The 19,699-nt window shown below is 60.5% G+C and carries 17 protein-coding genes; 13 read left to right on the top strand and 4 right to left on the bottom strand.

Annotation, left to right across the window (positions count from 1 at the left end; translation table 11 throughout):
• Positions 1–83: 83 nt before the first annotated feature.
• Together ACN0VH_RS17940 and ACN0VH_RS17935 are read right to left on the bottom strand one after the other, a co-directional pair.
• Positions 84–1,532 (bottom strand): methyl-accepting chemotaxis protein, encoded by a 1,449-nt coding sequence (locus ACN0VH_RS17940; RefSeq protein ID WP_417701679.1) that lies wholly within the window; start codon positions 1,530–1,532, stop codon positions 84–86.
• Between the two features lie 188 nt (positions 1,533–1,720).
• Entirely contained in the window at positions 1,721–2,506 is a 786-nt protein-coding gene (locus ACN0VH_RS17935; RefSeq protein WP_417701677.1) for a DeoR/GlpR family DNA-binding transcription regulator, read from the bottom strand.
• Positions 2,507–2,675: 169 nt separating this feature from the next.
• Here ACN0VH_RS17935 and ACN0VH_RS17930 point away from each other — a divergent pair, with 169 nt between their 5' ends.
• From ACN0VH_RS17930 to ACN0VH_RS17905, 6 genes are read left to right on the top strand one after another with little or no spacing between them, the layout of a single operon-like run.
• Complete coding sequence (locus ACN0VH_RS17930; RefSeq protein ID WP_417701675.1) at positions 2,676–3,644, top strand: ABC transporter substrate-binding protein; 969 nt, start codon at positions 2,676–2,678, stop codon at positions 3,642–3,644.
• A complete protein-coding gene (locus tag ACN0VH_RS17925) occupies positions 3,644–5,347 on the top strand; it encodes an ABC transporter permease (protein WP_278924431.1) in 1,704 nt (567 codons plus the stop codon). Before ACN0VH_RS17930 ends, ACN0VH_RS17925 begins: the two co-directional genes overlap by 1 nt.
• Positions 5,335–6,378, top strand: coding sequence for an ABC transporter ATP-binding protein (locus ACN0VH_RS17920; RefSeq protein ID WP_417701673.1), 1,044 nt, complete (start codon positions 5,335–5,337; stop codon positions 6,376–6,378). Before ACN0VH_RS17925 ends, ACN0VH_RS17920 begins: the two co-directional genes overlap by 13 nt.
• Positions 6,379–7,449, top strand: coding sequence for an MBL fold metallo-hydrolase (locus tag ACN0VH_RS17915; RefSeq protein ID WP_278924433.1), 1,071 nt, complete (start codon positions 6,379–6,381; stop codon positions 7,447–7,449).
• A complete protein-coding gene (locus ACN0VH_RS17910) occupies positions 7,446–8,009 on the top strand; it encodes a histidine phosphatase family protein (RefSeq protein ID WP_417701670.1) in 564 nt (187 codons plus the stop codon). Before ACN0VH_RS17915 ends, ACN0VH_RS17910 begins: the two co-directional genes overlap by 4 nt.
• A complete protein-coding gene (locus ACN0VH_RS17905; protein ID WP_278924435.1) occupies positions 7,999–8,463 on the top strand; it encodes a phosphatase domain-containing protein in 465 nt (154 codons plus the stop codon). Before ACN0VH_RS17910 ends, ACN0VH_RS17905 begins: the two co-directional genes overlap by 11 nt.
• A gap of 40 nt (positions 8,464–8,503) precedes the next feature.
• On the opposite strand, the gene ACN0VH_RS17900 is transcribed toward ACN0VH_RS17905, so the two are convergent.
• Positions 8,504–9,265 carry an IclR family transcriptional regulator gene (locus tag ACN0VH_RS17900; RefSeq protein WP_278924436.1) on the bottom strand — a complete coding sequence of 254 codons (762 nt, stop codon included), beginning with the start codon at positions 9,263–9,265 and terminating at the stop codon, positions 8,504–8,506.
• Positions 9,266–9,408: 143 nt separating this feature from the next.
• Between ACN0VH_RS17900 and ACN0VH_RS17895 the strand changes: the two genes are divergently transcribed.
• From ACN0VH_RS17895 to ACN0VH_RS17865, 7 genes are all read left to right on the top strand, one after another.
• Positions 9,409–10,929 (top strand): ABC transporter substrate-binding protein, encoded by a 1,521-nt coding sequence (locus ACN0VH_RS17895; RefSeq protein ID WP_278924437.1) that lies wholly within the window; start codon positions 9,409–9,411, stop codon positions 10,927–10,929.
• Between the two features lie 96 nt (positions 10,930–11,025).
• Positions 11,026–11,943: an ABC transporter permease gene (locus ACN0VH_RS17890; RefSeq protein ID WP_278924438.1), complete on the top strand. Its 918-nt coding sequence runs from the start codon at positions 11,026–11,028 to the stop codon at positions 11,941–11,943.
• 1 nt (position 11,944) lies between these two features.
• A complete protein-coding gene (locus ACN0VH_RS17885) occupies positions 11,945–12,841 on the top strand; it encodes an ABC transporter permease (protein ID WP_278924439.1) in 897 nt (298 codons plus the stop codon).
• A complete protein-coding gene (locus tag ACN0VH_RS17880) occupies positions 12,841–13,836 on the top strand; it encodes an ABC transporter ATP-binding protein (RefSeq protein WP_278924440.1) in 996 nt (331 codons plus the stop codon). The genes ACN0VH_RS17885 and ACN0VH_RS17880 overlap by 1 nt, the downstream gene beginning before the upstream one ends.
• The gene (locus ACN0VH_RS17875; RefSeq protein WP_278924441.1) at positions 13,833–14,816 is read left to right on the top strand and encodes an ABC transporter ATP-binding protein; all 984 of its coding nucleotides are present in this window, start codon (positions 13,833–13,835) and stop codon (positions 14,814–14,816) included. Before ACN0VH_RS17880 ends, ACN0VH_RS17875 begins: the two co-directional genes overlap by 4 nt.
• Complete coding sequence (locus ACN0VH_RS17870; protein WP_417701666.1) at positions 14,813–16,378, top strand: gamma-glutamyltransferase family protein; 1,566 nt, start codon at positions 14,813–14,815, stop codon at positions 16,376–16,378. The genes ACN0VH_RS17875 and ACN0VH_RS17870 overlap by 4 nt, the downstream gene beginning before the upstream one ends.
• Entirely contained in the window at positions 16,375–17,775 is a 1,401-nt protein-coding gene (locus ACN0VH_RS17865) for a M20 family metallopeptidase (protein WP_417701664.1), read from the top strand. Before ACN0VH_RS17870 ends, ACN0VH_RS17865 begins: the two co-directional genes overlap by 4 nt.
• A 62-nt stretch (positions 17,776–17,837) precedes the next feature.
• On the opposite strand, the gene ACN0VH_RS17860 is transcribed toward ACN0VH_RS17865, so the two are convergent.
• The gene (locus ACN0VH_RS17860) at positions 17,838–19,100 is read right to left on the bottom strand and encodes a DUF2254 domain-containing protein (RefSeq protein ID WP_417701662.1); all 1,263 of its coding nucleotides are present in this window, start codon (positions 19,098–19,100) and stop codon (positions 17,838–17,840) included.
• Positions 19,101–19,699: the final 599 nt, after the last annotated feature.

Genomic DNA, 19,699 nt, shown 5'->3' with positions numbered 1-19,699 from the left:
CGGCAAGCGATATCGCGCCCCCAATAAAAACAGACCCGGGGCGCCATGTTGAAAAGGGTCAGCAGGCAGGACCTGTCACCGGGTCAAAAATCCTCCCAACCGGAACCGTCGCTCTGCCCGGAAGGGGCACCAACGGACACAGGTGCCTGCGCGGATCTCGGCTGCTTGCCCCGCGCAGTGGCGGCAGACATCCGGATCACATTGCCGCCCGCCGCGGCGATACCTGCACCGTCGCCCTTGGTCCTGAAGGCCCCAAGTTGCTGGGTCAATTGACCGGCATCGTTGGACAGGGTCTGGCTGACGGCGCTTGTTTCCTCGACCATGGCAGCGTTTTTCTGGGTCACTTCGTCCAGCTGCACCATCCCGGTGTTGATTTCGCCCAATGCGGCCGATTGTTCGGCTGCACCGCGCGCAATATCACCGATATGCACAGAAATCGTGCCGACGCTCTTGATGATCTGTTCCAGTTCCTCACCCGTTTTTCCAACCAGATCCACGCCAGATCCCACATGGTGCTGGCTCTGTGTGATCAGATTCTTGATCTCTCCGGCAGCATCGGCAGAGCGTTGCGCCAGGCCGCGCACCTCTGAGGCGACAACGGCAAAACCGCGCCCTGCCTCGCCCGCCCTTGCGGCCTCGACCCCGGCGTTGAGCGCAAGCAGGTTGGTCTGAAAGGCGATGTCGTCAATCACCGTGGTGATCTTGGCAATTTCATCAGAAGACCCTTCGATCTTGGACATGGCGGTGATCGCCTCACTGACGACAACACCGCTGTGTTTGGCCACCTGCTGCGCCTCGGCAACGATATCTTCGACCTTTTTCGCCCCGTTGGCCGATGATTTCACCGTGGTTGTCAGCTCATCCAGGGCGGCAGCGGTTTCTTCCAATGTCGCGGCCTGGTTTTCTGTGCGGCGCGACAGATCGCCAGCGGCCTGGCTGATATCCGTTGCGGTGCGCCCCACCCCGGTACAGACCGCCTTGGCGTTGCTGACCGTCGCCTCTAGCTGCTTTACCGATTGGTTGAAACTGCGACCCAAATCGCCGATGTCCGGAATTTCCGACAGGGCAACACGGTAGGCCAGATCGCCCTGTTGCAGGGCTGCCAAACCTTCGGAAATTGCTGCCAGCCCGCGCCGCCGCGCTGTCACTTCAGAGGCAACCTGGATCACCCGGACAACATTGTTCTCGCTATCAAGAACTGGGGCATAGGTCGCCTGGATCCAGATGATAGACCCATCTTTGGCCACCCGGGGGAACTGGTCGGTGATATCATCACCAGCAAGCAGCCTGTTCCAGAACGCGGTATAATCCGTATTTTTGGCATGGTCTGCATCAACAAACATCGTATGATGCTGCCCCCTGATCTCCTCCAGACGATATCCAAACGCCGCGAGAAAGTTATTGTTGGCGGTCAAAATATGCCCCTTGGGATCAAATTGAATGGTCGCCTGAGTGCGATCAATCAGATCGGAGATGACCTTGCCTGTCTCGACTTCGGAACTTTCATTTTGAGACTTTCTCTTGAAAAACAATGCCAAACTCCGCAATTTTCTACAGGGTGCCAGCCTGCTGGATAGCCGGGCGACTCCTACGTTTCCCTTAATCTCGGGCGAAACACCCGATCTCTGCATGTGCTCGCAGGTCGGCGCTTGGGCTGATTGCAACCCTGTGCGACACCGGGCTGGCTGCGTCGGGGCACCCGATCAGCGGGGGCGTCGATCTACGGCGTGCAGCCCATGTCGGCATGGACCACGCGACAGTCAAACCGGGCGCATTTCTCCAGGATATACGGCCCCGGATCAGCGCCGAATACAACAACATCATATTCCCAGACGTGGTGTATCTGGCAGGGCAGGTCCCGCCCGAACTTGGCACTGTCGACCACCAGGATTTTCTCTTTTGCGCAACCCGCAATCGCCCGCCGCGTCAGCAGTTCATCAGAGTTGTAGTCCAGCACCTCGCCCGTGGCGGACAGGCCACCGCAACTGAAGATCGCGTGATCCATGCGATAGCGCTCAAAAAACGCGGTGCTGGCACTGCCCAACAGATCCAGATCGCGCAGGCGCACTGTGCCGCCTGCCAATTCCACAACGGCGCCTGGCGCGTTTTGCAGGGCCATCACCGCATGGATACTGTTGGTGGCAACGCATAGGTTTTTGCGGGTTGCCAGCAGGCGTGCGCAGTGTTCAACCGTGGTGCCCGTGCCCAGCGCGACGCGGGCTCCATCGCGCACCAGGTTCTTTACCGCGAGCGCGATCTGCTGCTTTTCCACGCGGGATATGCTCTCGCGGGGCAAATAGGCAATATTCTCCGATTGCTGGCGCAGATGCACCGCCCCGTTGCGTCGCTGCACAAGGGCCGCGCGATCCAGTGCGCGCAGATCGGTGCGAATGGTCTGCACCGAAACCCCCAGTCGGGCAGACAGGGCGCCGGCAGACATTTCCCCGGCCTGCAACAGCAGCGCGATAATGCGGTCACGTCGCCTGTTCAGATCCTCACGTGTCATGTGTTTTCTTTCGAAACTCATCCAATTCTGCGCAGGCTATACCCACCGGCGGACTTCCTGCAAACATATATAATTATTACATAAAACTGTCACACGACCGTTGCATTTCCGGGAAATAAGGCAGCCATCGAAAGCTTTCGTTCGAAAGACTGAACCCTGGAGACACGTGATGAAATCCATCCTGACTGCCACCGCCCTTGCCTGCCTTGCCTCGGCCAGTTTTGCAGAAACCCTGACCATCTACACATCGCAGCCCAACGCGGATGCGCAAAAGACCGTAGATGCCTTTATGGCCGCAAACCCCGGCACCGAGGTCGAGTGGGTGCGTGATGGCACGACCAAACTGATGGCCCGACTGCGCGCAGAAATCGAAGCGGGCAAGCCACAGCCGGATGTCCTGATGATTGCCGATACCGTGACCCTGGAAGGCATGGCGCAAGAGGGGCTGCTGACCGCCTATCACTCCCCAGAAGCGGCCGCATTTGATCCCGCGCTCTATAGCAGCGAAGGGTTTTATCACTCGACCAAGCTGATCACCACCGGCATCGTCTACAACACGGGTGCTGCAACTACGCCAACCTCCTGGGCGGATCTGAAAGACGCCGGGCTGAAGGGCCAGGTTGCCATGCCATCGCCGCTCTACTCCGGTGCTGCGCTGATCCACCTTGCGACCCTGACCAATGATGCAAGCCTCGGCTGGGAGTTCTATTCAGATCTGGCCGCAAATGACGCCCGCGCCAAAGGCGGCAATGGCGGCACCTTCAAAGCGGTCGCGGCCGGCGAAAAACCCTATGGCATGGTTGTTGATTTCCTGGCCATCCGCAACAAGGCCAAGGGCTCTCCGGTAGAGTTCGTCTTCCCCGAAGAAGGGGTGTCCTATGTGACCGAACCGGTTGCGATCCTTTCCACCGCCAAGAACCTGGAAGGCGCGCAGAAATTTGTCGATTTCGTCCTTAGCCAGCAGGGCCAGGATCTGGTGCTGGACATGGGCTATATTCCGGCCCGCAACGATATGGGTGTGCCAGCAGGCTTCCCGGCCCGCGCAGATATCAAACTGATGGATTTTGACCCGGCTGTGGCCCTGGCAAACGCAACGGCCAACAAGGCGAAATTCGCCGATGTCTTTGGCGCCGACTAATGCTATCGCGTAAAACAAACGGAGGCAGCCGGTCCGAGGATCAGCTGCTTTCACTTATTCTATTGATTGCGATTGCCCTGACCCTGACACCGGTGCTGCGGCTGTTTGCCGAAGGCGTTCTGATAGAGGGGCAACCCAGCCTGGGCCTGATCACAGACATCATGGCGCGCCACTCGACCCAGCAGGCCTTGATGCATTCGCTGATCACCGCCGGGCTGGGAACCCTGGTGTCGGTGCTGATTGGCAGCGCCTTTGCCTTTTTGGTGGCGCTGACCGATCTGCGCGCCAAGGCGACCTTGGTGTTTTGCCTGATGATCCCGATGATGATCCCGCCGCAGATCACCGCCCTGTCCTGGACCCAGATCATGGGGCCTTCTTCGGTCCTGCTGAAAACGCTGGGGCTGGCACCGCCACTGGGCGCGCCGCAACCGCTCTATTCTGCACAGGGCATCATCCTGTTGCTGGGTGTCCAGCATAGTTCGATCATTTTTCTGACCCTGCGCGCCGGCCTGCGCGCCCTGCCCCAAGAAGCGGTAGAGGCCGCCCGGATCAGCGGTGCCAAGGGGCTGCGCGTCTGGTGGCAAATCATCCTGCCCCTGTGCCTGCCAAGCCTGGCAGCCGGTATCGCAATCACCTTTGTCACGGCGCTGGGGAACTTTGGCATTCCCGCCATGCTGGGCATTCCAGCGGGCTATGTAACCCTGCCAACATTGATCTATCAAAAGCTCGCAGGGCTTGGCACGACCGTGCTGGCAGAGGTCGCGGTGCTGGCGATGCTGATAGGCTGTGTGGCGATCTGTGGCATCCTGTTGCAGCGGTTTTTCCAGTCCCGGCAAAAGGTGCATCTGGTTGGCTCTACCGCGCGGCCATTGGCAATTCCGCTGGGGCGGGCCCGCCTGCCGGTCGAAATCTCGCTGTGGCTGACCGTCGGGGCCATCCTGGTTCTGCCAATGCTGGGGCTGCTGGCGACGTCGCTTGTGCCAGCCTATGGTGTCGCGCTGCGCCCAGATACGATCACTCTTGCGTCCTGGCACGAGGCCCTGTTTCGCCAACCCGCAACCACGCGGGCCTTTGTGAATTCCTTTTCGCTCTCTATCGGGGCGGCACTGGTGCTGATCGTGATCTGCCTGCCCCTGGCCTGGCTGATGGAACGCAGCCCAACCCGACTGGGGCGACTGTTCGACAGTCTGATTGACCTGCCCTATGCCCTGCCCGGCGTGGTGCTGGCGATTGCCATGATCCTGTTGCTGATCAACCTGCCCTTCACCGAAGCGACCCCCTATGGCACCATCTGGATCATCTTTCTGGCCTATCTTGCCCGGTTCATGACCATCATGTTCCGCCCTATTCAAGCCAGCATTCGCCAGCTGGACCCGGCAATGAACGAGGCGGCGCAATCTGTCGGCGCATCCTTTTTTCAACGCCTGCGCACGATCATTCTGCCGCTCACGGCTCCGGCGGCGGCGGCGGGTGCGATCCTGGTGTTCCTGACCGCGTTTAACGAGCTGACCGTTTCGGCGCTGCTATGGTCCTCCGGCACAGAAACCCTGGGCGTGATGATCTTCAATCTTGATGACAGCGGAGAAACCGTCATGGCCTCTGCTCTGGCCATGACCATTGTTGTGGTGGTGATGGCGCTCATGGGCGCGATCCAGCTTGCTGCGCGCCACCTACCCAAAGGAGTTGTCCCATGGCAGACATAAACATGTCCTCGGTTGCCAAACATTTTGACGGGGCCGTGGCCCTGTCTTCCGTCACCGCGCGCGTAAGGGACGGCGAATTCGTCGCGCTTCTGGGGCCGTCGGGCTGCGGAAAATCCACCCTGCTGCGCCTGCTGGCCGGCTTTGAAGCCCCCACCCAGGGTGCCATCTCTATTGGCAATCGCGAGGTCGCAAATGCCGCAACTGGCCGCGCGGTGCCGCCCGAAGCGCGCAACATCGGCTTTGTGTTTCAGTCCTATGCGCTCTGGCCGCATATGACCGTGCGCCGCAATGTGTCCTACCCGCTAGAGGTGCGCGGCCTGCCCAAAGCGGCCCAGGCACAGCAGACTGAGGCGGCGCTGGAGACAACCGGCCTGACCCAATATGGCGAGCGCATGCCATCTGAGCTGTCAGGCGGACAGCGCCAGCGTGTGGCCCTGGCGCGCTGTCTGGTCTCTGACCCCGATGCCGTGCTGCTGGATGAACCCCTTGCCAATCTGGATGTGGCCCTGCGCGCTTCTATGCAGACGGTGTTTTCCGATTTCCACGCCCGCACCGGGGCCACCATGATCTATGTGACCCACGACCAAGCAGAAGCCATGGCCATGGCAGACCGGATTGCGGTGATGTCCGAGGGCAAAATCGCCCAGTTCGACACCCCGGAAGCCCTTTATAACCGTCCACGCAGCCGCTTTGTCGCCGGTTTTGTTGGCGACGGCACCGTATTGCCCATTGATGCGTTGTCACATGGACCCAAGGAAACCAAGGCGCATTTTGGCGGCACCCAGGTCGCGGTGCACACGGATGCAGAGGCGCCAAATCTGATCTGTCTGCGGCCGGAGAACATCACCATCTGCGAAAGCGGCGATCTGCGCGCACGGGTCGCGCGCAGCACCTATCTTGGCGGCCGCTACCGCCTGAACCTGCAGACACCAAACGGAGATCTGCTGCTGGCCGAAACCCGTGAACGTTTCACCGAAGGCGCACAACTGGGGCTCAGCCTGAGTGCTCCCTGGGCATTTTCAGAGGCATAAATGAATACTATCAGAATCCTGTCGGGCATCGGGGACAAAGGCCCGGCCTGCATGCAATTGAACGTGATGGGCAAGCGCTGGCTGCTGGATTGCGGCCATGGCCCCGAAGCAAGCGCGCATTTTGACCCCGCCTGGCTGGTGGGGGCCGATGCCGTGTTTATCACCCATGACCACATCGACCATATCGGTGGGGCCGCCTATGCGGTTGAGGCCGGACTACCGATCTATGCAACCAAGCAGACAGCAGCGGCCCTGCCGCCAGCCGCCCAGGTCCGCTACCTGCCGGAACAGGGCAGCTGCGAGATTGACGGCATTCGCCTGACCACCGGGCGCAATGGCCATGCCCTAGGCGGCGTCTGGATGCATTTCGATATTGGCGAGGGGCTGTTCTATTCCGGCGACTGGTCAGAAGAATCAGACTGGTTTGCCTTTGATACGCCGCCCCCTGCGGCAACCGCCATCCTGGATTGTTCCTATCATCTGGACAGTATCACCCAGCGTGATCGCTTTGCGGCGCTGGATGCGCTGCTAGATCAGCTGCCCGGTCAGATCCTGCTGCCAGTGCCGCCCTCTGGCCGCGCCGGCGAAATGGCGCTGCATCTGGTGCGCCGCTTTGGCCTGCAGGCTGTGATCCTTGATCCGGAATGCCGCAGCGCACTGCGCAGCGCGCTGTCACAGGCCGGGCTAAGCCCCCTGGCGCATGAGATCGCACCACTGCTTGATCGCGCCGACAGCGCCGAGGCACGCTTTTTGATCTGTGACACCCCCAATGCCGATGGCGGTGCCGCCTGGGCCTATGCCCGTGCCTGGCGCGAAGGTGGGCGGCTGGGACGCGATGCCCATGTTGTCTTCACCGGCCATATGACAGCCCATGCCCGCGGCATCTGCGCCGTACCCGGCGGCTATTTCCAACGCTGGAATGTGCACCCGCCCCTGGGCGATCAGATCAAGATGCTGCAGCGGTTGCAGGCAAAACGCTTTGCCCCGGCCTTTTGCCCCTGCCCAGAGGATTATCTGGTCGAAGAGGGGCTGGGGGCCGAGGTCTTCATGCACGAGAGTATTCCCCTGTGACCTACCCGCTACCGCAAAAATCCTTTTGCCTCATTCGTCACGGCGAGACCACGGCCAACCGCGATGACATTATCGCCGGACGCCTGGAGGTTTCCCTGACAGACAGGGGGCGCGATCAGGCAAAATCGCTACAACGCTGCGCCTGGCCCCTGCCCTGTGCCCTGTTCGCCAGCCCGATGCACCGCGCCCGCGAGACCTGTTCCCTTGGCTTTCCCGGTCGGGCCTACCAAATTCATGCGGGCCTGCGCGAACGGGATTGGGGCGTGTTCGAGGGCCTGCCGCTGCACCTGCTGCCACCGCGGGATGGCCAGCCGCCGGAGGGCGAAGACTGGGCGGCGATGATCGCCCGTGTCGGTGCCGCCATAGCTGAATGCTGCGAACGCGCAGGGGATCATCTGCCGGTGATGATCTGTCATTCGGGTACCATCCGCGCCGCCCGTCTGCTTGCAGGTCAGCCTTCTGTGGGCAGGCGCCCGACCAATGCAGCGCCGGTGCATTTTGTCTGGCGCGACCGCCAGCATCAAGAAACACTCCACTCAGAGATGACATATGACCGATGATATCACCAAGCCCTGCGTCGTCTTTGACGTCGACGGCACACTTGCGCATTTTGATGCGGATCGCCTGGGGCATCTTGTGCATGGGCCGGTAAAGAACTGGGATGCCTTTCATGACGCGATGGCCAGCGCCGAGGTCATCGCGCCGGTGGCGCAGCTGTTGCGTCGCCTCAAGGAGGGCGGCGAAACCATCGTGATTTGCTCTGGCCGACCCGAGGGGTGGTCTACCTATACCGAAGCCTGGCTGCGCCAAAACGGGCTTGGCTTTGATGCGATCTACCTGCGACCACAGGCACAAGACAGTGCCAGCGACCCAGAAGTAAAGCGCGCACTGCTGCAGAGAATGCGGGCAGATGGGTTTGAACCCTGGATTGTTGTCGATGACCGAAGCTGCGTGGTCGAGACCTGGCGCCAAGAGGGACTGATCTGCCTGCAATGTGCCCCCGGAGAATTTTAGCAGGCGGCTGGTTGATCAGGGCAGCTTGCAGGCAAGCGTATCAGCCAAGAATACCCGCCGCACTGTCAAGCAAGACCGGCAGGACCTTGCGGATGACCTGCTCTTCGTCGAACGACACCCCAGAGAGCGACACCTGAACGGCGGCCTGGGCACGCCCGTCCTTGCCATTTACTGGCACCGCCAGGCTGATTTCATTCAGCAACATCTGATCACGGGTCAGGCAATAGCCATCCTCCCGCGCTGTTTCTATACCCTGCAGGATCTTGTCCCGGTCCAATAGCGTCTTTGGCGTGCCTTGCCTCAGCGGCCAGGTGGCGCAGGCTTCGCGCGTCTCATGATCTGGCCAGGTTGCCATGATCACCCGACCAGAGGCGGTGTTCAGCGCCGGAACCCGCCTGCCAACAATGCTTGCCTCGAAATGGGTCCGCTGGTTGGGCAGCCGCAGGGAATAGAGGATGTGATCCCCAGAGATTTGCGCCAGATTGACCGTCTCGCCCATGGCACGGCTAAACTCAATCAGCTTGGGCAATGCCCGCGCGATCAGCGGATCGGACCAATAGTAGGCATAGGCGAGCTCTAGCCAGGCGTGGCTGGGGCGAAAGCGACGGGTCTTTTCATCCCGGTCAAGCATGCCTTCCAGGTGCAGCGTATGCGCCATGCGCTGCACCGCGCTGCGTTCTAGTCCCGTGCGCGCCACAAGTTCCGCAAGCGACAGCGATATGTGTGATTCGTCGAAGGCGCGCAAAATCTGTAACCCCCGTGCAAGGGTACTAACGTATAAGCTATCCTGCTTTTTTTCCATGCGTGCCTCCACTGATATCGCCACCGGTCAATTTTTTGGCGCCTACGGTCTTGACCTGTGTCCATATCATTCGGTTATGATGATTAAATAACAACCTCCAGTATCAAATAGTGATACATTAAATTATGCAACAGGGAAATAACATGCTTAGAAAGACATCTCCTCGTGCTGCTTTGATCGCCGCCACGCTGCTGGCGAGTGTCGCCATGCCTGCCGTAGCTGACAAAGCCTCGGGCACGCTGAACGTGGCCTTCACCAAAGAGCTGGAAAACATCGACAGCTATTTCAATTCTTCGCGTGAAGGCGTTGTGATGCAGCGCGCTGTCTGGGATGGGCTGATCTATCGCAACCCGGAAACCAACGAATATGTCGGCAACCTGGCCACCAGCTGGGAATGGATTGACGACACCACGCTGGAATTCAAACTGCGCGAAGGCGTCACCTTTCACAACGGCGAGCCTTTCAATGCTGATGACGTCGTCTTCACCGTCAACTTTGTTGCCAAGGAAGAAAACGGCGTAAAGACACAGCGCAATGTCAACTGGATGGAATCCGCCGAAAAGGTTGATGACTACACCGTACGCATCAAGTTGAAGAAGAAATTCCCGGCGGCGATCGAATTCCTGTCTGGCCCTGTTTCCATGTATCCCAACGAATACTACGCCGAAGTCGGCCCATCCGGCATGGGGCTGAAACCAGTTGGCACCGGTCCCTACAAGGTGACCGAAGTTGTCCCCGGCCAGCATTTCAAGCTGGAAGCCAACAGCGCTTATCACGACAGCCCCAAAGGCCAGCCCGAGATTGCCAATATCGACATTCGCACCATTCCCGATGTGAACACCCAAATGGCCGAGCTCTTCTCTGGCTCGTTGGATCTGATCTGGCAGGTGCCTGCCGACCAGGCCAACAAACTGGGGCAGATGGGTCAGTTCACCGTTGCAAATGAATCAACCATGCGCGTCGGTTATCTGCAGATGGACAGCGCCGGCCGTTCTGGTGACAACCCCTTCACCAACAAACTGGTGCGCCAGGCGGTGAACTACGCGATCAACCGTCAGGAACTGGTCGACGCGCTGCTTCAGGGTTCTTCCAAGGTGGTTTACACCCCCTGTTTCCCCAGCCAGTTTGGCTGCGAGCAGGACGTGACAAAGTATGAATTTAACCCAGAAAAAGCCAAGGAACTGCTGGCCGAAGCTGGCTATCCCGATGGCTTTGAGATCGCCTTTTACGCCTACCGTGACCGTCAGTATGCCGAAGCGATTGCATCCTATCTGAACAATGTCGGCATCAAGACCGATTTCAAGATGCTGCAATATTCCGCCCTGCGTGAACTGAACATGGACGGCAAGGTCGCCCTCTCCTTCCAGACCTGGGGCAGCTATTCGATCAACGACGCCTCGGCCATGGTCAGCCAATTCTTCAAGCACGGCTCGCTTGACAGCACCCGCGACGACGAAGTCCGCGATTGGCTGGATGTGGCGGACAGCTCAACCGACCCGGATGAGCGCATCGCCAACTACTCCAAGGCGATCAACAAAATCACCGGCGAGGCCTTCTGGGCCCCGATGTTCACCTATAACACCAACTATGTGTTCACAGATCAGGTCAGCTACGCGCCGACCCCAGACGAAGTGCTGCGCTTCGTGGATATGACCTGGAACTAATCCTACCAGGGTGAGAGGCCCCGCCTCTCACCCACCCTTCCCGACAGTCTACCCCCGCAACGCCTGGGCCCCCGCGCCCGGTGCGAAAGGATATTCATGCTCACCTTTATTCTGAAACGCCTGGGCCTGGCGCTGCTGGTTGCCATCACCGTCAGCTTTATCAGCTTCTCCCTTCTCTTCCTGTCCGGTGATCCGGCAGCCGCGCTTGCCGGTGAAACCGCCAGCGGCGAAGACATCGAGGCCATCCGGCGACTTTACGGCTTTGATCGCCCGATGCTGGTGCAATATGGCGAATGGCTGTTCTCGGCCCTGCGTGGAGATTTTGGCGAGAGCTACTATTTCAAACTGCCAGTGGCGAGCCTGATTGCAGATCGGCTGCAGGTCACCATGCTGCTGGGTCTTTGTGGCATCCTGTTTGCGCTGCTGACAGCGGTGCCGCTGGGTGTTGCTGCCGCCATCCGGCCCAATTCTCTTATTGACCGGCTGGCGTTGTTTCTGTCGGTTGCAGGCCAGGCGATGCCATCTTTCTGGTTCGGCCTGATCCTGATCGTGGTTCTGGCCATTCAGCTTGGCTGGCTGCCGCCCTCTGGCGCGTCAACCTGGCGCCATTTCATCATGCCAACCATCGTGCTGGGCTACTATGCCATGCCGGCCATCATGCGCCTGACGCGCGCCGGTATGCTGGATGTGCTTGAGTCCGATTTCATCCGCACGGCGCGCGCCAAGGGCGCAGGCGAAACGCGCGTCTTGTTCAAACACGCGCTGCGCAATGCCATCATCCCGGTGGTTAGCCTGGCTGCGGTTCAGATGGGCTTTATGCTGGGCGGCTCTATCGTCGTCGAAAGCGTCTTTGCCCTGCATGGCGCCGGTTTCCTGGCCTGGGAAAGCATCGCCCGCAACGATCTGCCAACGGTGCAGGCACTAATCCTGGTCTTTTCGATGTTCTATATCATCTTCACCTTCCTTGCCGACGTGCTGAACGCCTGGCTGGACCCAAGAATGCGGAGCGCCTGATATGAGCAACGCCCCAGATCCACTCTTGCAAGAAATCCAGGGACCATCGCCCCGCCAAATGCTTAAAATCCGGGCCCTGGGCCACAAGGGGTTGCTGTTTGGCATGGCCGTGGTTGGTCTCTTGGTCCTGATCGCGATCCTCGCGCCGGTGCTGGCGCCGCATGATCCCTATGCCCAGAGCCTGATGAACCGCATGGTTCCTCCGGTCTTTATGGGCGGCACATGGGAACATCCGCTGGGTACCGACCATCTTGGCCGGGACTACCTGTCGCGACTGATTTATGGTGCCCGCGTGTCGCTGCTGATTGGCGCGGTAGCCGCGCTTATCTCTGGCGTGATCGGCACCGCCATGGGCGTGGCCGCCGGCTATTTTGGTGGCAAGGTCGACGCAGTTGTCACCTTCCTTATCAATGTGCGCCTGGCCATGCCAGTTGTGCTGGTGGCGCTGGCAGTGGTGGCGATCCTTGGTGGCTCGCTTACCGTGGTGATCTGCGTTCTGGGCTTTTTGCTCTGGGATCGCTTTGCCGTGGTGATGCGCGCCTCGACCCTACAGGTCAGCCGTCGCGACTACGTGGCCGCGGCGCAGGTGATCGGTGCCTCGACGCCGCGCATCGTACTGACCGAAATCATGCCGAATATTTTCAACAACCTGATCGTGGTGATCACCCTGGAAATGGCCCATGCCATCCTGCTGGAGGCGGCGCTCAGCTTCCTTGGGCTGGGTGTCCAGCCGCCCACGCCGTCCTGGGGGCTTATGGTTTCCGAAGGCAAGAACATGATGCTGTTTGAGCCCTGGCTGGTGCTGATCCCTGGCGCGGTGCTGTTTGTGCTGGTGCTGGCGATCAATCTGATGGGCGACGGGCTGCGTGATGTCACCTCGCCGGAAGGGAGAAGCTGATGACCACCCCATTGCTATCCGTAAAGAACCTGAACCTGACCATTCCAACCGGCAGTGGCACGCTACATGCGGTGCGCGGCATTGATTTTGACCTGCACCGGGGGGAAACCCTCTCCATCGTTGGAGAGAGCGGATCCGGCAAATCGCTGACCTCGCTGGCGCTGATGGGCCTGCTGGGCAAATCGATTGCCCGACAAGCCGACGAGATGAACTTTGATGGCGTCGACCTTCTGGCGGCCAATCGCCGGGTGATGCGTGATCTGCGCGGCAACCGCATTGCGATGATCTTTCAGGAACCGATGACCTCGCTCAACCCGGCCTATACAATCGGCGATCAGCTGACCGAAACGCTGCTTCTGCACCGCAAGGTCAGCAAAGCGGTGGCCCGTGCCCGCGCTATCGAGCTGCTGGAGAAGGTCGGCATCACCGCTGCCGAAAGCCGCCTGTCGCAATATCCACACCAGCTTTCGGGTGGGTTGCGGCAACGGGTGATGATCGCGCTGGCGCTGATGTGCGAACCCGATCTGCTGATTGCGGATGAACCCACCACAGCGCTGGATGTCACCATTCAGGCGCAGATCCTGCGACTGCTGGTTGATCTGACCCGTGAAATGAACATGGCAATGATCCTGATCACCCATGATCTGGGCGTGGTCGCACGGGTCGCTGACAAGGTCGCGGTGATGTATGCCGGCGAGCTGGTGGAAACAGGCCCGGCCCAAGAGGTCTTTGCCACCCCCAGCCACCCCTATACCCGTGGCCTGCTGCGCTGCATTCCGCAACCCGGCAAGACCGAACGCGGTGCGCCTCTGGGGACCATTCCCGGCGTTGTGCCCTCGCTGATCGGCGAAGTCTCGGGCTGTGTTTTTCGCACCCGCTGTCCGCATGCGCAGGTCGCGTGCCGGGCCGAGATCCCACAGCATGGCACCGCCAGCCATGGCTTTCGCTGCGTCTATGATGATGGCGCCCTGTCCGAAGAAGGAGAACTCGCATGAGCGCGATCCTGACCCTCAACGGGGTGAAAAAGACCTATACCGTCAAGCAGGGCCTGTTTGGCCAGCGCAAACCGCTGACAGCCGTGAACGATGTCAACCTGACCCTGCGCAAGGGCGAAGTGCTGGGCCTGGTCGGCGAATCCGGTTGCGGCAAGTCGACCCTGGCCAAGCTGTTGCTGGGGCTTGAAAAGCCAACCGACGGTAACGTTCTGTTCGAAGGTACCGCCATGCAGGATCTGGACCGGCGCGCTTTGGCCGGACGGCTGCAGCCGATCTTTCAGGATCCCTATTCCTCGCTCAACCCGCGTAAATCGATTTACGATCTGATCTCGCTGCCGCTGCGGGTACATGGCATCGGCGACAGCGCCAGCCAGCGCAAGGCGGTGAAGGATATGCTCGACGTGGTTGGTCTGCCGCAACGGGTGATCAACACCTACCCCAGCCAGATGTCCGGCGGTCAGCGCCAGCGGGTGGCCATCGCCCGCGCCCTGGTGATGAAGCCTGAAATCGTCATCTGCGACGAACCGACCTCGGCGCTGGATGTCTCGGTACAGAGCCAGATCCTCAACCTGCTTGGTGATCTGCGGCGCGAATTCGGCCTGACCTATCTCTTTATCTCGCATGACTTGGCAGTGGTGGAACATCTGGCAACGCGCGTGGCGGTTATGTACCTGGGCCGGATCGTCGAGGAAGCCCCGGTGGCCGAACTGTTTGAACGGCCCCGCCACCCCTATACCAAGGCGCTGCTGAATTCGGTACTCACCCCGGACCCAAGCCAAGGCGTGCCGGAAACCGCGCTAGGCACGGCCTATCCCAATCCGATTGACCCGCCGTCGGGCTGCGCCTTTCATCCGCGCTGCCCGCTTGCCACGGCGCATTGCAAAACAACCGCCCCCCGGCCGCTGGAGAACGAGACAGGCCGGGTCGAGTGCCACCTGCATGATCCGGACAGCCCGATGTATGAAAAGGATGCGGCATGAGCGCGCTGTCACAGACCCAAGAGACCCGTAAACATGTCATTGAAACCGCGGGCGGCGTGGTCGCGGCCCAGCACCGCCAGGCCGCCGAAGCCGGCGCCGAGGTGCTGCGCGCCGGTGGCGATGCGGTAGATGCAGCCGTGGCAACCTCTTTTGCTATCGGCGTGCTGGAACCCTGGATGAGCGGCCCGGCGGGCGGTGGTGCAGCGGTGCACTGGCGCGCCGATACCGGCGAAGCGGTGGCTATCAACTTTGGCATGCGCTCCCCCAGGGCGCTGAAGGTAGAAGACTACCCCCTCTCAGGCGAAGGCAAGGCCAGCGATCTCTTCCCCTGGGAGCGGGTGGTCGAGGATCGCAATGTTGAAGGCGCGGCAGCCATTGCGGTGCCGGGCACCGTCGATGGGATCGGTCAGGCGCATGCGCGCTGGGGCAAGATGCCCTGGGCAGAGCTGCTCGCGCCCGCAATTGCCCATGCCCGCGAAGGCATGCTTGTGGATTGGTACGCCGCCTTGCTGATTGCCTCTTCAGCGCGCAATCTGGCGAAAGACCCGGATGCCGCCGCACTATTTCTGGATGATGGCACCTGGCCCAAGGGCTCTGGCTGGACCGCCATTCCCGACAACCGGCTGGACCAATCGGCCATGGCCGACACGCTAGAGACCCTGGCGCAGGGCGGGGCGCGCGCCTTTTACGAAGGCGATCTGGCCCAGGCCCTAGCCCAGGATGTGCAGGCCAAGGGCGGCAGCCTTTCGGCGCAGGATCTAGCCGGATACCACGCCTGGATGGGCCCCGCGCAGGCGGTGCCCTACCGAGATGCGCTGTTCCATGTGATGCCGGGCCTGACCGCCGGCCCAACCTTTGCCCATGTCATGCAGCAGCTGGCCGAAAGCGACCTCAGTTCTCCGGCTCAGGCCTTTCCCGCCTATGCCAGCGCCCTGAAAACAGCCTATGCAGAGCGGGTTTCAAGCATGGGCGACAGCGGCGAGGTCGCCAAGGCGCCCGGCTGCACCACGCATTTCTCTATTGTCGATCGGGCCGGCAATATGGTGGCCAATACACAGACCCTGCTGTCTATCTTTGGCAGTCGCGTGGTATCGCCGTCTACCGGGTTGTTGATGAACAATGGCATCATGTGGTTCGATCCGGAACAGGGCAAGCCCAACTCGCTGGCACCCAACAAGGCCTGTCTGATGAATGTCTGCCCGACGCTTGGCCAATCCGGTACGCGCCGCTTTGCGCTTGGGGCCTCTGGCGGGCGCAAGATCGTTTCGGCCGTATCGCAGCTGGCCTCTTTCCTGACGGATCGGGAAATGGATATAGCAACCGCCTTTCACGCCCCGCGCATCGACGTTTCGGGCGGAACCACCGCTGTTGCAGATGAAACCCTACCGCCAGAGGTGCTGAATGCCCTGTCGGATGTCATGCCGGTACAGACCACCCGGCGCACCGTTCTACCCTATGCCTTTGCCTGCCCCGCCGGGGTCATGCGCGATGGCGAAACCAACAGTGGATGCACTGAAATCATGTCACCCTGGGGTGACGCAGTTCTCGAGGACCAACAATGACCCGTGACGCCGCCATCTCTCATGTGACCGACTATTTTGAGGCCGGCACCTTCCAGTCTGACCTGGCCAAGCTGGTTTCCTACCGCAGCGAGAGCCAGAACCCCGCTGACGAAGCGCGCGCAGAATCGCTGCGCTACCTGCAAGAGGCCATGCTGCCGCGCCTGCAAGCCCTCGGCTTTACCTGCGAAATCATCAATAACCCGGACCCAAAGGGCGGCCCGCTGCTGCTGGGTGAACGGGTAGAGGGCGAGGACCTGCCGACCATCCTGACCTACGGCCACGGCGACACTGTGCGCGGCCAAGAAGGCATGTGGCGCGAGGGGCTGGAGCCCTGGGAAATCGTCGAGGAAGGCGACCGTCTCTATGGACGCGGCACTGCTGACAACAAAGGCCAGCACCTGATCAATATCGCGGCGCTCGAAGCGGTGATCGCCACCCGCGGCAGCCTTGGGTTCAACACCCGCATCGTGCTGGAGATGAGCGAAGAAGTCGGCTCTGTCGGTCTGCCCGAGGTATTTCACAGCTACAAGGACCGGCTGACGGCGGATGTGTTGATCGCATCGGACGGGCCGCGCCTGCAGCCCGAGGTGCCGACAATGTTCATGGGCTCGCGCGGCGGCACCACCTTTGATCTGCTGGTGGAAACCCACGAAGGCGCGCATCATTCCGGGAACTGGGGCGGGCTGCTGGCCGATCCGGCGATGATCCTGTCGCATGCGCTGGCCTGCATCACCGATGTGCGTGGCCAGATCAAAGTGCCCGAATGGCGCCCCGACAGCCTGACAGACAGCGTGCGCGCGGCACTGCGCGACCTGCCCGTCGCAGGCGGCGATGGCCCGCAGGTCGATCCCAACTGGGGCGAGCAGGACCTGACCCCGGCGGAACGTGTCTTTGGCTGGAACAGCTTTACCGTTCTGGCCATGGTCTCGGGCGTGCCCGAGGCCCCGGTCAATGCAATTTCCGGCTGGGCCCGCGCCACCTGCCAGCTGCGCTTTGTCGTGGGGACCGATCCGGCAGAGGTGATCCCTGCCCTGCGCCGCCACCTTGATGCGCATGGATTTGAGCGGGTAAAGATCGAAGCCCATGATCGCGGGTTCTTTTCGGCGACGCGTCTGGACCCATCCCACCCCTGGGCACAGTTTGTTGGTGATTCCATCCGCGAAACATCTGGCGGCCCCTTGCACGTGCTGCCCAACCTTGCCGGGTCGCTGCCCAACGACAGTTTCACCGATATTCTGGAACTGCCCACCATCTGGGTACCGCATTCCTACCGGGGCTGTTCGCAACACGCGCCCAACGAACATGTGCTGAAACCGCTCTGCGGCGATGCGCTGAAGGTGATGGCCGGGGTGTTCTGGGATATCGGCGCCAAGCCGGTGCCCAGCCGCGAAACCTAAGATCCGCCCCAAAGACGAACCAGTGCAAATCAGCCCCGCAGGTATCCCCCTGCGGGGCTGATTCATATGCTGGCAGAGATCTGTTCCAGTCGGCGCATTTCCTGTGTCGTCAGAACCCGCTTGTCAGCCCGCTTCAAGGCATCCTGCGAAACCTTGGCTGACGCTGCGCGGAAGGTCGCGGCGTCCATCTCTGCCAAGGAGCAAAGCGCCTTGTGCAGCCGGATCTGCACTTCAATCAATTCGGCCCCATCACGGGCAATGGGGCGAAACGCCTGTTCAATCAACGTTTCAGTCTGCAAGGACGGGACGGTGATATTGGGGTAATCAACCAAGGCATCACCACCGCTGCGCCAGGGCGCCAAGATCCTGACAAGACGGCCAATCACATCAATCGCGGTGCCCGGATCATTCACCGAATGCGACAAGGCCCGCGAGGCAATTTCCGACATGACGATCAGGCCAAATTTTGGATCTTGATCAAAGCTGCGCCGCTGCCCACAGGAAAACGCTGCCCTGAGCGGTGCAAGACCAGCATCATCAACCGTAGGCCCGTCAATATACATCAATGGCGAGGCCCGATGCACAAAGGCGCCGGGCAATGCCACGACCCAAACGTTGAGATCCAGTTCCTTGGCGCATTTGGACACCGCGCCCATGTCGATATGCTGCACAAACCCGATGTCCTGTGAACAGACTTTCTGCGCCGTCGCCGGGGGAGGCTGCTTTTGCGGCTTGCCACCCAGCCATGGTTTTTCAAGTCGTCGGTTCAGCGCGCCAGCAGCGGCGATTTCGACACGTTCCAGCGTGTCTTCAATGCGACCAAAATTTGACAGATGGCTGATCCAGCGCAGCAACGCCACCACCACAAAGGCAATCATCAAAACCGTCGTGGCAAACAGCACAAGACGCCCGGCCTGCGTGTAGTACCCCGCCTTCAGGGCGACAATTCCAACCAGGCTGAACAGAAAAGCCCCCAAAAACGTCGCAAGCACATTCTGGGTGGTGTGGTCTTCCTGCAGCAAGGCGGTGGCGCGTGGCGTCGCCGACCCGGCGGCCGTGGAAAAGGCCGAAACCGCAATCGACAGCGAAAAGGTGGTGACCGCCAACATAGAGGTCGCAAGTATGTTAAGAACCTGCTCCACCGCGCCGGCGCCCAGCTTTTCCCCCAGACTGAGCGGTAGCAGTCGCCCCAGCGTCTGTGCCAGCACAACCGAGCCCAGCGCCAGAAATGCAAAGCTGACTGTACGTACCCAAATCTTGCGTAACTGCCGCAGGATGAGCCAGACAGACTTGATATTGAAGAGCTTTAAGAGGGTGCTGTGCATCCCGTCAGCATAGGAAAGATCTGCAGGTGCGTCGATGGAAACTTAGCCCTACCGCGCCGCGTCAAAACAGCTCTTGGCTGTCGGAACAATTAGGCGAGAGGGGGGAACGTCGCCTAGCTTTGACTCAATCACATTCGAAAACCTCAGAAAACCGGCGAAATGTGTCAAGCGTGCAATGACAGGCGAGTATAGTCGAGAGCACCCTTGGCTATTGCCCGCGCGCGGCTAAGTTGCCAGATTGGTCAGCAACAAGCGGATCACGAAATATCTCGCTTTGCACCACGAAGAGTTTTTGCCCGAATTTGAAAAGATCACCGAACGAGAGGCCTTTGCGCCCTAGGCTGCTGGACTGAAAAGACGGTATTTGGGGACCCGGATTCATGAAGCGCGGGGACCGCAGGAGACGCCGCACCGTGGGGCAGATCAAATACGGCGGTGGGAATGGCGGCGATCCCGCCAGAGCCCATCACGTCGGACCACATGTCAGGGGATTTGCAACCAGTTTGTCTGCGCGTGCGCGCTCAATCAACGCAGGTGCAGACAACCATATTCGGAAATAGTCTGCGATAATGAAGCCTGAGGATCTGCCTATCTACAAA

This window comes from Pseudophaeobacter sp. (genome assembly GCF_048267565.1).
Lineage (GTDB): Bacteria > Pseudomonadota > Alphaproteobacteria > Rhodobacterales > Rhodobacteraceae > Pseudophaeobacter > Pseudophaeobacter profundi.
The sequence above is the reverse complement of the archived record's forward strand: the minus strand, read 5'-3'. Positions and strand labels throughout refer to the sequence as shown.